A 12,997-nucleotide genomic window follows, 5' to 3' on the forward strand; every position below is an offset into this window, starting at 1 on the left:
GGGTCCGTTGCCCACCAGAACAGTCCTCGTCGGCTCCGCCAGCGGGCTGCACGCCCGCCCGGCGGCGCTCTTCGTCGCCGAAGCGGCGAATCAGCCGGTCCTGGTCACCATCCGCACCGGCGACAAGAAGCCCGTGCCGGCCCGCAGCATGCTCGCCGTGCTGTCGCTCGGCGCCAAGAAAGGCACCGAGGTCACCCTGGAGGCCGACGGCGACGGCGCCCAGGCCGCCGTCGACACCCTGGCCGACCTCCTCGAACGTGACCTGGACGCCGCCGATGCGTGAGTTGCGGGGGATCGGGGCCAGCCCCGGCGGTGCGGCGGGGCCGGTCTACCGGCTGGCTCCGCCTCCCGCCCTGCCGCCGTCGGTGGAGAACCCTGATCCCGGGGCCGAGAAGGCGGCAGTCCGGGCCGCGGTCCTCGCCGTCGCCGCCGACCTGACCCGTCGCGCCGACACCGCCCTGGACGCGACCGCCGCCGAGGTCCTGCGCGCGCAGGTCATGATGGCGCAGGACGAGACGCTCATCGACGCGGCCGACACCGCCATCGACGGCGGTGCGGACGCGCCGCACGCGATCACCGACGTGCTCGCCGGGCATCGGGCCGCCTTCGAAGCCGCGGGCGGGTACCTCGCCGAGCGGGTCAGCGACCTCGACGACCTGCGGGACCGCCTCGTCGCGGCATGCCTGGGGCTGCCGATGCCGGGTGTGCCGAACCCTGGCCATCCGTACCTGCTCATCGCCCGCGACCTGGCGCCCGCCGACACCGCCGGTCTCGAACCGGGCCTGGTGCTGGGCCTGGTCACGGCCGAGGGCGGGCCGACCAGCCACACCGCGATCCTGGCCCGGACCCTCGGCATCCCGGCCGTGGTCCGCTGCGCGGCCATCCTGGACGTGACCGACGGCACGCTCGCCAGCCTCGACGGCGCGAGCGGCGTCGTGGTGGCCGGCGTTCCCGCCGAGACGGTGACCACCGTCAACGCGGACCGGCTCGCGCAGATCGAACGCCGCACCCGTTCCCGAGGCCCCGGTCGGACCGCCGACGGCCATCCCATCGCGCTACTGGCCAACATCGGCTCCGCCCGCGACCTCACCGGCGAGGTCGAAGGCGTCGGCCTGTTCCGTACCGAGCTGCTCTACCTCGACCGTAGCGACCCGCCGTCGCACGAAGAGCAGGTCGCCGCGTATCGCGACGTCTTCGCCGCGCTGCCCGGCCGCAAGATCGTCGTGCGCACCCTCGATGCCGGCGCCGACAAGCCGCTGCCGTTCCTGCGGCTGGCCGAGGAACCCAACCCCGCGCTGGGCATCCGGGGTCTGCGGGTCGCCCGGCAGACACCTTCCGTGCTTACCACGCAACTGGCCGCGATCGCGGCGGCGGCTGCGGCGGCGGACGCCGACGTGTGGGTCATGGCGCCGATGGTCGCCACCGCGGCGGAGGCCGCCGCGTTCGCCGAATCCTGCCGAAAACACGGCCTGCCGACCTCCGGCGTGATGATCGAGGTGCCGGCCGCGGCCCTGCGCGCCGGCGAGGTGCTGCGCCACGTGGACTTCCTCAGTGTCGGCACGAACGACCTCAGCCAGTACACGTTCGCCGCCGACCGTATGTGCGGTGACCTCGCCGAGCTGCTCGACCCGTGGCAGCCCGCGCTGATCGCGCTCCTGGCGTCCTGCGCGGCAGCCGGCGTCGCGGCGGGTAAACCAGTCGGTGTGTGTGGAGAGTCCGCCGCCGATCCCGACTTCGCCCTGGTACTGGCGGGCCTGGGCATCACCAGCCTGTCCATGGCGCCCCGCAGCATCCCGGCGGTGCGCGAATCCCTGGCCGCGCACACCCTGGACGAGTGCCGCCGGATCGCCGAGGCGGCCCTTGCCGCGCCCAACCCGGAGGCAGCCCGGTCGGCGGTGGCCGGTGTTCCGCGCCAGTCTCGGTACGGCGACAGCGTGACCGTCCCCGCCACGGTGACCGGTGGAAACGGTGGGTGAGGTCCGGCTACCGGCACGATAGGTCGGTGGCGACGATAAGACGGTTCAGCGCCGATGCCCCTGCCGTGGCGGGCCTCATCGAACGCTGCCTGCGTGAGGTCAACAGTCGCGACTATCCGAGCGAGGTCATCGAGCGGATGTGCGACCACTTCACCGAACAACGCATCCAGGAACTCGCCAGCCAACGACAGATGTTCGTCGCGGAGGCAAGCGGGATCGCCGGCACGGTCTCCCGTGACGGCAACAAGGTCTACACCATGTTCGTACACCCACGGGCCATCGGCCGGGGCGTAGGAACGCTCCTCATGCGCCACATCGAGGCGCTGGCGGTGGCCGACGGATACGACCACATGGAGACCGGAGCGAGCATCACCGGGCACGGCTTCTATCGTCGGCTCGGCTACACAGACGTCCGCAGCACGGAGACAGAGTTCGGCCTCAACTACATCCTTCGCCGTGATCTGCCCTGACCGAAGCAGCCACCGAGGCTGGACGCGAGGTGCGACCGGCGGCGCTCGGCCACCGTCATCCTCGCTGGCGTTGCTCCCCGGGATCTGCAGGACAGTGAGGAAGGCGTTCACCGCTGGGGTCCGCCCCAGGCGGCTCCAGACGAGGTGCTCGACCCGGGCCGGCGCATCGGTGACCTCGATGATGGTCACGCCGTTGAGCCGTGGCACGTAGGCGGAGGGAAGCATGGCGACGCCGAGACCTGCGGCGACGAGTTCGGCCATCAGGTCGGCGGCGGTCACCTCGAACGCGACGTCGCGGGTGAGGCCGGCGGCGGAGAACGCCTGATCGGTCTGGACCCGCCCGGCCGTTCCCACCGGAAAGTCGACGAAGACCTCGGCAGCGAGCCGGTCGAGGTCGACTGCCGGTTCCCGTGCGAGCGGATCATTCGGAGCGACCACGGCGACGAGCCGGTCCCGGGCGAACGTGTGCACGTCGACGCCCTTCGGTTGAACCGTCTCCGGCAGCCCCAGGAACGCCACGTCGATGACGCCCTGCTTGACCTGCTCCACGAGCGCGTCGCTGCCACCGACGCGCAGTCCGACGCGCACGTACGGGTACCGCTCCCGAAACGCGCGAAGCGCGGCCGGAATGTCGACAGCTGCAACTGTGGGGATCAGACCCACCGTCAGTCGTCCCCGTACCTCTCCCACCGCCGCCGCGACCTCGGCGGCAGCGCGCTCGGCGGCGTCCAGGCACTGACGGGCGGCGGGAAGGAACACCGCACCCGCCGGCGTCAGCCACACCCGGCGGCTGGTCCGCTCGAAGAGCCTCGCGCCGAGTTCCCGTTCCAGGCGGGCAATCTGGTGACTCAACGCGGACTGGACGACCAGGCATCGTTCGGCGGCCCGGGTGAAACTGCTCGTCTCGGCGACGGCGAGGACGTAGCGCAGCTGGTGAAGCTCCATCGATCCATCTTCTCTGTAGATCGATCCGATGACAAACATGTGTTGGACTCATTGATGCGCGCGCCCGAGACTTCCGACATGACAACTTTCGAAGCGGGAAGACTCCCCGGCGGAGCGGGCGACGGCACGTTCACCGGCAATCTGCCCCGCACCGCGCTGACCGCGCTCGCCCCGCTGGCGTGGGGCACCACCTACGTCGTCACCACCGAACTCCTTCCGCCGGGCCACCCGCTGTTCGCGGGTTTGCTGCGCGCGTTACCCGCCGGTCTGGTGGCGCTGGCGTTCACCCGTACGCTGCCGAAGGGGGCGTGGTGGGGGAAGGCAGCCGCGCTCGGCGTACTGAACATCGGGCTGTTCTTCCCGCTGCTCTTCGTCGCGGCCGAGCGGCTGCCGGGAGGCGTCGCGGCGACCCTGGGTGCGGTGCAGCCGCTCGCCGTCGCCGTCATGGCCGCGACGCTCCTGCGGGAGGGACTCTCCGTCTGGCGCGTCGTGTGGGCCGTCACCGGGGTGCTGGGCGTCGGCCTGGTGGTGATCGGGCCGGACGCCGCGCTCGACGTGGTGGGGGTCGTCGCCGGCCTCGTCGGCGCGGCCACGATGGCGCTCGGGGTGACCCTCACCAAGCGCTGGAAACGTCCCGCCGGGGTGAGCCCGATGGCCTTCGCCGGCTGGCAGCTCAGCGCGGGCGGTCTCTTCCTGGCGCCCATCACCCTCCTCGTGGAAGGGCCACCACCAGTGATCGACCCGCCCGCCGCTCTCGGCTACCTCTGGCTGGGCCTGGTCGGCGGCCTGTGCGCGTACGCCCTGTGGTTCCGCGGCGTCATCGCGCTGCCCGTGACCTCCGTCGCGGTTCTCGGGCTGCTCTCGCCGCTGGTCGCCGCGCTGCTCGGCGCCGTCCTGCTCGATCAGACGCTCGGCCCGGTCGAGCTTCTCGGGTTCGGGCTCTCGCTGGCCGCGATCGCCGCGGGGCAGATCCCCGCGCCAACCCGCCCGCGCCGCACGGGCGCGCAGCTTGTACCGGAAGGGGTAACTCGATGAAGATCGCCGTAGTCGGAGCCGCGGGAATGGTCGGGTCGAGCGTCGTCGACGAGGCCGTGGGCAGGGGACACGAGACGGTCGCCGTCTTCCGGAGACGGAAACCGGCAGCACTGCCCTGTGGCGTGACCGCCGTCGCGGGCGACACGGACGATCCCGGGCGGCTCAGCCGGCTCTTCGACGGCACCGACGCGATCGTGGCGGCGATCCGTCCCGCCCCCGGGTACGAACACACCGTTCCCGCGACCACCACGGCGTTGCTCGACGCGGCCGGTGCGGCCCGGACGCGGATCGTCGTCGTCGGCGGTGCCGCCCCACTGCGGATCCCCGGGTACCCCGACCGGCTCGTCCTCGACAGCCCGGAGTACGTGCCGGAGGAATGGCGCGCCATCGCCGCCGCCAGCGTCGCGCAGCTCGACGCCTGCCAGGCGCACCGGGCCGACTGGGTCTACCTGAGCCCGCCGGCCATCCTCGAACCCGGAACGCGCACCGGGACGTACCGACGAGGCACGACGACGCTCATCACCGGCGCCGACGGTACGTCGCGAATCTCTGCGGAGGACCTCGCCGTCGCCGTCCTCGACGAACTGGAGAGCCCGGGCGGGGATCGACACTTCACCGTGGGGTGAGGGCCCGCGCACCCGAGCAGGTTCGTCGGCAGCGCGACCCGGACGCCTGGTCACCTGGTCACCTGGTCGCCTACCCCAGGCTCGCCCGGACACCCGCACGACAGCTACCCGCCGTACCAGCTCATGACAGCGCCGGCGGCGGTGTCGATGAAGTCCGCGCCGGGGCGGCCGTACTCTTAAGCTTCTTTGAAGTTCGGCCGCTCGGCTTGAAGGTCGACAAACAGGCTTACTAACCTCATCCCGTCCGGATCATCCCCATCTCTACGATCCGGGCGAACATCCCCTGAGGAAAGTTGCCGCCTTCATGAGACTGTCCCGCCGTACCCTCCTCGGCTCCGCGATGGCCGGCACCGCGGCCACCGTCGCCGGAATCTCGCTCGACGCCTTCGCGGCCGGTCCCGCCGCCGCGGTCAGCCCGCCCGGCGACGTGGTCGGCAAGGTCACCGTCGGCTACCAGGGCTGGTTCACCGGGGCCGGCGACGGGAGCCCCCTGACGGGCTGGTGGCACTACGGCCAGGACTGGCAGAAGACCCCCTCACCGGTCAACGAGGCGCTCAAGTCGTGGCCGGACGTGCGCGACTACGACCGGGTGTACAAGACCGGATACCAGAACCTGGGCAACGGGCAGCCCGCGTCACTGTTCTCGTCCTACGACCAGCAGACCGTGGACACCCACTTCCGCTGGATGCAGGAGAACGGGCTGGACACCGCCGCGCTGCAACGCTTCAACCCGGTCGGCGGGGAGGGCCCGATCCGCGACGCCGTCACCATCAAGGTGCGCAACGCGGCCGAAGAGTTCGGGCGCAAGTTCTACATCATGTACGACGTCAGCGGCTGGACCGACATGCAGCAGCAGATCAAGGACGACTGGACGAACAAGATGAAGGCGTACACGGCCTCCCCGGCGTACGCGAAGCAGAACGGCAAACCCGTCGTCGGCATCTGGGGGTTCGGCTTCAACGACTCCAACCACCCGTGGAGCGCCCCGGTCTGCCTCGACGTCGTCAACTGGTTCAAGGCACAGGGCGTGTACGTCATGGGCGGTACGCCAACGCACTGGCGCAACGGCGACAGCGACTCACGGCCCGGCTTCTCCGACGTCTACCACGCGTACAACATGATCTCGCCGTGGATGGTGGGCCGGATCGGCGACGCGGCCGGGTCCGACTGGTTCTACACGAACGTCACGCGTGCCGACGTGCAGGACTGCGTGGCGCACGGCATCGACTACCAACCGTGTGTGCTGCCCGGTGATCTGCAGGAGCGTCAGCGCGCACACGGCGACTTCATGTGGCGACAGTTCTACAACGTGATCAGGGCCGGCGCACCGGCGATCTACATCTCGATGTTCGACGAGTACAACGAGGGCAACCAGATCGCCAAGACGGCCGAGAGCGCGGCGTTCGTCCCGGTCGGTTCGAAATTCCTGCCGTTGGACGAGGACGGCACGGCGTGCTCGGCGGACTACTACCTGCGGCTCAGCGGTGACGGTGGTCGGATGCTCAAGGGCGCGATCGCGTTGACCGCCACCCGACCGACCGTACCGGTGCTCGGCGCCCCTGCGACCTCGCCCGCCGCCGTCGGCGTCAGGTCCCGGGCCAACGGCCGTTTCGTCGGGGGCTCGCCGTTGGTCGCCTCGTTGACGTCGGCGTCGGAGAGGTTCACCGTCGTCGACGCCGGTGGTGGTCTCGTGGCCCTTCGATCCAGCCGGACCGGCAAGTACGTCTGCGCGGAGCAGGCCGGCGCGGCGGCGCTGGTGGCCGACCGCGACGTGATCGGCGGTTGGGAGACCTTCACGCGGGTGGCGAACCCGGACGGAAGTGTCAGTTTCCGCAGCGGTGCGAACGGCATGTACGTGTGCGCCGAGAACGCCGGTGCCGGGGCGCTGATCGCGAACCGCGCGGCGATCGGCCCGTGGGAGTCCTTCGACCTCGTCTAGGCGTGCGGTTCGCCAGCCTCGCCGGGGTGTCCGCCTCGTCGGGGTTGGTGTCCGCCGCGGCGAGGCGGCGAACGGCCCTGGCCTGCGACGGCGGTGTCGCAGGCCAGGGCCGCCGCGGCGGGCCGACCGTCAGGCCGGCACGTGCCCGGCCGTCCAGCACGCCGAGTGGCTGTGGCAGGCGACGTACGCGGCAAGCGCGTCGTGCAGCGCGGCCAGGCGGGTGGCCGAAAGCTCGGAGGCCACGTTGTCGAGCTGCTCGGGGTCGGTGGTCCGGTTGTAGTACTCCCGTTCGCCGTTGGAGTACTCGACGTAGGTGTAGGTGGCTGTCCGCAGCGCCTCGTAGGTGACCGGGCTGCCGTTGCGACGGTCCTGGGCGTCGGGGTCGTCGGCCGCCTGGTTGGGGCCGTGGTGCTCGATCAGCGCCCCGGTACGCCAGTTCGGCGCCGGGTCGCCCTGCGCGAGGGGGAGCAGGTTGCGCCCGTCGACGTGCGTGCCGACGTCGGCGCCGCCGATGCGTTGGAAGGTCGGCGCCAGGTCGATGTTCTGCACGATCTCGGCACGCTGCGAATGGGGGACGACACCGGGCCCGGCGACGACGAGTGGGACCCGCACATCGGTGTCGAAGGCGGTCTGCTTGCCACCGGTCAGCCGGTACTCGCCCATGTGGAAGCCGTTGTCGGAGCTGAACACCACGTACGTGTTGTCGGCGATGCCGCTGCTGGTGAGTTGGGCCCGGAGGTTGCCGATCAGCCGGTCGACGGCCTGGACGGACTGGGCGCGCTTGCGGAAGTTCGTGTCCAGGGTGCTCTTCTCCTGCGCGGTCAACGGCCCGTTGCCGGCCAGCCAGGACGGCGGGTTGCTGGGCAGGCGGTCGTAGGCCGCGGTGCGCGGGGCGGTGAGCCCGGGGAAGTCGTCGAGGTCCTGGTTGGCCGGGGTGAACGGGCTGTGCGGGGCGAAGGTCGAGACCTCCAGCAGGAAGGGCGTGTTCGCCGCCGCCGAGCGCTGGATGAAGTCTCTGCCCTTGCGTGACAGCACGTTGGTCAGGTAGTCGGCGGGTTGGCTGCCGTAGTGGACGACGACGTGGTTCTCGTTGAGGTCGTAGTTGTACCCGGCGTACCCGTTGCCCGCCACGTACCACTCCGACCAGCCGGGTGGGACGTACGGTAGCGACCCACCCTGGGTGTCCGCCGGCAGGTAGCCGTTGAGGTACTTGCCCAGGAAGCCGGTGCGGTAGCCCCTGCCCTGCAACGCGGTCGCGAAGGTCCGGCTCTCGTTGCCCTGACCCTTGAAGACCGCGAAGCCACCGTCGGCTCCACCATTGGTGAACACACCGGTGTCGTGCGGGAACTGACCGGTCAGGATCGACGAGCGGGACGGGCAGCACAGCGAGTCGGTCACCGTGTAGTTGGTGAAGGTGGTTCCCTCGCTCTGTAGTCGCTGCACCTGCGGGAGGTACTGCACGAGGTTCCACGCGAGATCGTCGACGAGCACGAAGATGATGTTGGGGGCGGTGGCGGTGGCGGTGGCGGTGGCGGTGGTCGCCGGAGTCGGCTCCGCGCCGCGTGCCGGCGTCCAGGCGGCGAGCAGGGCGAGCCCGGCCACCAGGGTGGTGGCGATGAGGCGTCGATGGGTGCTGGTCATGCCGCCAAGCCTCACCGAGATTTGTCAGCATCTATTCAACAAGTGGTGATGATCCGATCAACACCGTGCCGTGTGACGCGCGGGTCCGAGACTGCCCCCGTCGGGCACGGCCGGCACGGCCGTGCCCGCCGGGGACACCGGTTACGGCGTGAGTACGCCGGCGATCAACGCGCGGTGGTCGGAGGCGTCGTTGCACATCGGGAAGAGGTCGAAACTCTTGCGGACCGAGCCCCGGACCAGGATGTAGTCGAACTTGATGGTGGGTGCCTTGTTGCAGTTCTCCGGGTCGTTGCTGACTGTCAGGTACGAGTTCGGGTGCATGTTGCGGAAGCCGGCCGCGGTGAACTGCTGCATCGGCGTGTCTGTCGGGCGCAGGTTGAAGTCACCCAACACGATCGAGTTCGGCCACTGGCTGGCCAGCTGGATCAGTACGGGAACCTGGCACCACGCGCGCCCCTCGGTGGCCAGGTGCGTGTTGAACACCCGCACGTCGACGCCGCCCAGGGTCACCGTCACCGACTGGGCAGCCCGCTCTTCCGGGTCCTGCCCGCATCCCGCCTCCTCGTGCGGGTAGGGGTGGTTGGCCCAGTTCCGGGGCTGTGCCGAAGATTTGATCATGAATGCCTGGCCGTACGGGCCGATGCAGGAGGCGGCGAAGTTCTGCGCCACGCCGAACCGGGACTCCCAGGAGACGCCGGTGACCTCCTCCAGGTTCGCCTCGATGTCGTACACCTGGTGTTTGCAGACCTCCTGCAGGCCGACCACATCGGCGAGCAGCATGTTGATGTGCTCGGCCCACCTGTCGGCGCCGGCGTCTATCGCGCCACCGGCGATGTTCCAGGTCATCACAGTGGTCTCGGCCGCCGCGGCGGCGGACTGGGTGCGGGGCGCCGTGGCCTGCCCGGCTTGGACGGAGGGCGTCGGGCCGAGCGCCGTGAGCCCGGCGACGAGGGCGACGAAGGCCGCCATCCAACGGACTGGGTGTGGTGGTTTCATCCGAAATCCTTCCTCGAACCGCTCGTGCCGTCGCACGAGTTGCGAGCAGAGCCCCGCTGCCTGCGCGCCGAGTCCGGGAGAGGCCAGTGGCGTCCGGATCAGCAGGGGGACTGCCGAGGTGCGCGTCGACGCTATCCGGCGCGGGGTGCGGTGACCCCGGTCGAGCCTGTTCGGGACAGATCCGAACAGGCGCTGCCGTGGCCGAGGCCCCGACCGCGAGCAACCGGTCGGGCGTTTCACGCACCCGCTCCCGGCAGGCGCTGCGGCCCGGTCGATGGCATCATGCATCTCGATCAGAGATGTTCATCGATCGAGGGGGCGACGGTGCGCCGAGCAGACAACCCAACGACGTACCCGACAGTTCACCGCCGGAGTGGTCGGCGCGTTGGCCGTCCTGGCCGCCGTTCCGGCACCCGCACGGGCGGCCACGTGGTCCCCGGTGCGGGTCGTCTCGGAGGCCGGTTGGAGCGGGCAGGACCAGCCCTTCGTCGCGGTCGACCGGCAGGGCGACTCGCTGCTCGCCTGGGCTGGCTGCGACAGCAACGCGAGCGGCTGCTACGACCAGGTGAAGGCGCAGACCGTGTCGGTCGACGGTGTGCTCGGGCCGGTCCAGACGCTCTCGCCGCTCGGCGCGTCCGCCTCCTGGCCCAAGGTCGCGTCCGACGACGACGGCGACTCCGCGGTGGTGTGGACACAGGACGGTCTCGTGGCCGGCCGCCGGGTGTCCGCCACCGGCGAACTGGGTCCGCTGCGAATGATCGCGACGTGGAGCGCCACCAGTCCGGCCGTCGCGGTGGACCCGTCGGGTCTGGCGCTGGTCACCTGGACGGAGATCCGCGACGGCGCGTACACGACGAAGGCCCGCTACTTCGGCGCGGACAGCTCACTCGGCCCGGAGTTGACCCTGGGCGTCGGCGCGGACCAGCCGGTCGTGGCGGTCGACCGCACCGGAACCGCCCTCGTGGCCTGGACGGAGAGTTACGAGCGGGTCGTCGCGCGCCGGGTCCGCCCGGACGGAGTCTCCGCCCTACGTGCCGTCGCCGGTGCGGCCACCGACGTCAGGTACGCAAGCGTCTCGCTCGCCCTGGACCGGGACGGGGACGCGGTGATCAGCTTCCGGTGGTCGAAGGCGGGTGAGCCGCCTCGCCTGCGCGTGCGGCACTACAGCCACACCGACACCCTGGGCAGCGTCATCAGCGTGTCGCCGGCCGCCCACGAGCTGAGCCTCTTCGACGAACTCGCCGGCGACCTCGACGGTGACGCGGTGCTGACCTGGGGCCGCTGGACCTCCGACGGCACGCAGGTCTTCGCCCGCTCGATCTCCAGCAGCGGCGCCCTCGGCACGGTCACCCGGCTCGGTGCCGGCGACTGGCCGAAGGTCACCCTGGACGACGACGGCGATGGTCTCGTCACCTGGCAGGCGCCCAGCCCGGACTTCTCGACCAGCCGGGTGCACGCCAGAACGATCGGGGCGGACGGCGCGTTCGGGACGGCCGAGATCCTCGCCCCCGACGGGCGGTACGCGCAGCCGGCGTCCAGCCCGACGGGCCGACTCTCGGTGATCTGGCAGAAGGGCTCCTACCCGAGCGACATCCGGGCGCGCTTCGGCGGCGAGGCGGGCTGACCCGGCACCCCCCACCTGCTCCGCGTGTGTGCTGTCTGTTGCGGCCGGTAAGACAGCCGAACCTACCGGTATCCGGGAAAGGCCGACATGACCCCCGCCAGCGATGCGATTGAGTTGCCGTCCGGTCAGACCATGCCACGCGCCGACGTCTTTCTGGTCGACAAGGTGCTGCCTGGCTGCTGCGGCAGAAGACGGTCGCGGCGATCCCCCGATCGTCCAGGTCGGAACACACCCGGGAGAACGCCCAAGCGCGCGACGTGCAGCTGACCGAGGAGGACGTGACGGCACTCGACACGGCGTTTCCTCCGCCGACCGGCCCGCATCCGTTGGAGATGTTGTAGGGCCAGCGACCGCGGGTCCGGCCTGGACGTCGCGGCACTGACCGATCACGCGACGCTCCTTCCCATCGAAGGGCTCAGGTCGTCCGCGCACGCAGACGTCGAGAATGTCGACAAGCGCGCGGCGGGCCGTCGGCGTGACCGGGGCCGACCCCTGCGGGCAGTCGGGACGGGTCAGCTCCGGTCCCCGGTCCAGGCCGCTTCGAGGATCGCGGTCAGGCTTGCGGTGTCGGTCGGGCCCGGATGGTTCTGGATCAACCGGGTGACGCCACTGGCCATCTCCGCGAAGCGCGGGAGGTCGGCGCGTGCCACGCCGATGTCCGCCAGGGTGGGAGGGATGCCGATGTCGGCTAGGAGCCCGTCGAGCCAGGTGAGGAACGCATCCGCGGCCTCGGCCTCCGAGGCGTCGGTCACGTCGAGCCCGCACACTCCGGCGAGGATGGCCAACCGGTCGGCGATGGCGTCCTTGGCCGCGTTCAGCGCGTAGGGCAGGAGCAGCCCGACGCCCAGGCCGTGCGGCGTGTGCGTGGCCGCGCCGATGGGGTACTGGAGAGCGTGCGGGGCCGCGTTGCCCGCGTGGGAGAAGGCGAGCCCGGCGAGCATGGACCCGTAGGACATGTCCGCGCGCGCGTCCTTGTCGCCTCCGTCGCGGACAGCACGACGCAGGCTACGGGCGATCCGCTCCGCAGCCCGGAGCGCGTAGTGGTCGGTGATCGGGTTGCGACCGAGGAAGACCTGCTCCACCGGGTCGCGCGGTCCGTGCGCCCGGGGTCGCGCGGTGTAGCTCTCCACCGCGTGACAGAAGGCGTCGATGCCGGAGTGGGCGGTGACGCTCGCCGGGCAGGTGTACGTGAGTTCGGGGTCGACGATGGCGAAGTCGGGCACGATGTGGACGCTGGAAACCCCGACCTTCAGCTCGCGGTCCGGGTCGGTCAACACCGAGACGGGTGTGAGTTCGGAGCCGGTGCCGGACGTCGTCGGGACCGCGACGAGAGGAATCGTCGGCCCCGGCACCCTCGACTCGCCGTAGAAGTCGCGCGGTGTCCCACCGTGGCGGCGGATGACGCCGACGATTTTGGCGAGGTCGATCACCGTGCCACCCCCGATCGCGAGGATCACGTCGGCGTCCACCCTGGCGGCGGCCGAGACGGCCAGGGCGACATCGGTGAGTGGCACGTCTGGAGTCGCGTCGGAGAACACCTCGACGACCTCGGCCTTGTCCCGCACGGCGGCCACGATGTCGGCCACGCCCGGCTGCCCCAGAAGAACCTGGTCGGTCACGATGAGAACCCGCGAGCCACTCTCGGCCACCACTCGTGGGATGTTCTGCGCGACCCCTTCGCCCACTATCAGCTGGCGCGGTCCGCGGACGGTCTCAAGCATGTCGGTGCCTCTCCGGAGCGTCGG

Annotated in this window: 9 protein-coding genes and 2 pseudogenes; 7 read left to right on the forward strand and 4 right to left on the reverse strand. The window is 70.7% G+C overall.

Annotation, left to right across the window (positions count from 1 at the left end):
- The first annotated feature begins 7 nt into the window (after positions 1 to 7).
- The 3 genes and pseudogenes from AB0J33_RS06665 to AB0J33_RS06675 all read left to right on the forward strand — a co-directional run bounded on the left by AB0J33_RS06665 (position 8) and on the right by AB0J33_RS06675 (position 2,446).
- Positions 8 to 283: an HPr family phosphocarrier protein gene (locus AB0J33_RS06665; RefSeq protein ID WP_278140338.1), complete on the forward strand. Its 276-nt coding sequence runs from the start codon at positions 8 to 10 to the stop codon at positions 281 to 283.
- Positions 276 to 1,907, forward strand: a pseudogene (gene ptsP / locus AB0J33_RS06670) (phosphoenolpyruvate--protein phosphotransferase); the annotation flags it as partial. The gene AB0J33_RS06665 and the pseudogene ptsP, both read left to right, overlap by 8 nt.
- Before the next feature lie 95 nt (positions 1,908 to 2,002).
- Complete coding sequence (locus AB0J33_RS06675; protein ID WP_363610644.1) at positions 2,003 to 2,446, forward strand: GNAT family N-acetyltransferase; 444 nt, start codon at positions 2,003 to 2,005, stop codon at positions 2,444 to 2,446.
- Between the two features lie 147 nt (positions 2,447 to 2,593).
- On the opposite strand, the pseudogene AB0J33_RS06680 reads toward AB0J33_RS06675, so the two are convergent.
- Positions 2,594 to 3,430, reverse strand: a pseudogene (locus tag AB0J33_RS06680) (LysR family transcriptional regulator); the annotation flags it as partial.
- A 39-nt stretch (positions 3,431 to 3,469) separates the two neighbouring features.
- Between AB0J33_RS06680 and AB0J33_RS06685 the strand changes: the two are divergent.
- The 3 genes from AB0J33_RS06685 to AB0J33_RS06695 all read left to right on the forward strand — a co-directional run bounded on the left by AB0J33_RS06685 (position 3,470) and on the right by AB0J33_RS06695 (position 6,991).
- Positions 3,470 to 4,426, forward strand: a complete 957-nt coding sequence (locus AB0J33_RS06685) for an EamA family transporter (RefSeq protein WP_363611355.1) — start codon at positions 3,470 to 3,472, stop codon at positions 4,424 to 4,426.
- Complete coding sequence (locus AB0J33_RS06690) at positions 4,423 to 5,052, forward strand: NAD(P)H-binding protein (RefSeq protein WP_363610646.1); 630 nt, start codon at positions 4,423 to 4,425, stop codon at positions 5,050 to 5,052. Before AB0J33_RS06685 ends, AB0J33_RS06690 begins: the two co-directional genes overlap by 4 nt.
- Before the next feature lie 304 nt (positions 5,053 to 5,356).
- The gene (locus AB0J33_RS06695; RefSeq protein ID WP_363610648.1) at positions 5,357 to 6,991 is read left to right on the forward strand and encodes a lectin; all 1,635 of its coding nucleotides are present in this window, start codon (positions 5,357 to 5,359) and stop codon (positions 6,989 to 6,991) included.
- Between the two features lie 129 nt (positions 6,992 to 7,120).
- On the opposite strand, the gene AB0J33_RS06700 is transcribed toward AB0J33_RS06695, so the two are convergent.
- Complete coding sequence (locus tag AB0J33_RS06700; RefSeq protein WP_363610650.1) at positions 7,121 to 8,632, reverse strand: sulfatase; 1,512 nt, start codon at positions 8,630 to 8,632, stop codon at positions 7,121 to 7,123.
- 141 nt (positions 8,633 to 8,773) lie between these two features.
- Entirely contained in the window at positions 8,774 to 9,628 is an 855-nt protein-coding gene (locus AB0J33_RS06705; protein WP_363610652.1) for an endonuclease/exonuclease/phosphatase family protein, read from the reverse strand.
- A gap of 439 nt (positions 9,629 to 10,067) precedes the next feature.
- Between AB0J33_RS06705 and AB0J33_RS06710 the strand changes: the two genes are divergently transcribed.
- Positions 10,068 to 11,252 carry a hypothetical protein gene (locus AB0J33_RS06710; RefSeq protein ID WP_363610654.1) on the forward strand — a complete coding sequence of 395 codons (1,185 nt, stop codon included), beginning with the start codon at positions 10,068 to 10,070 and terminating at the stop codon, positions 11,250 to 11,252.
- Positions 11,253 to 11,764: 512 nt separating this feature from the next.
- Here the strand turns inward: AB0J33_RS06710 and AB0J33_RS06715 are convergent.
- Positions 11,765 to 12,973, reverse strand: a complete 1,209-nt coding sequence (locus AB0J33_RS06715; protein ID WP_363610656.1) for an iron-containing alcohol dehydrogenase — start codon at positions 12,971 to 12,973, stop codon at positions 11,765 to 11,767.
- Positions 12,974 to 12,997 lie beyond the last annotated feature (24 nt).

Origin of the sequence: Micromonospora sp. NPDC049645 (genome assembly GCF_040675155.1) — a bacterium.
Taxonomy (GTDB): Bacteria; Actinomycetota; Actinomycetes; order Mycobacteriales; family Micromonosporaceae; genus Micromonospora.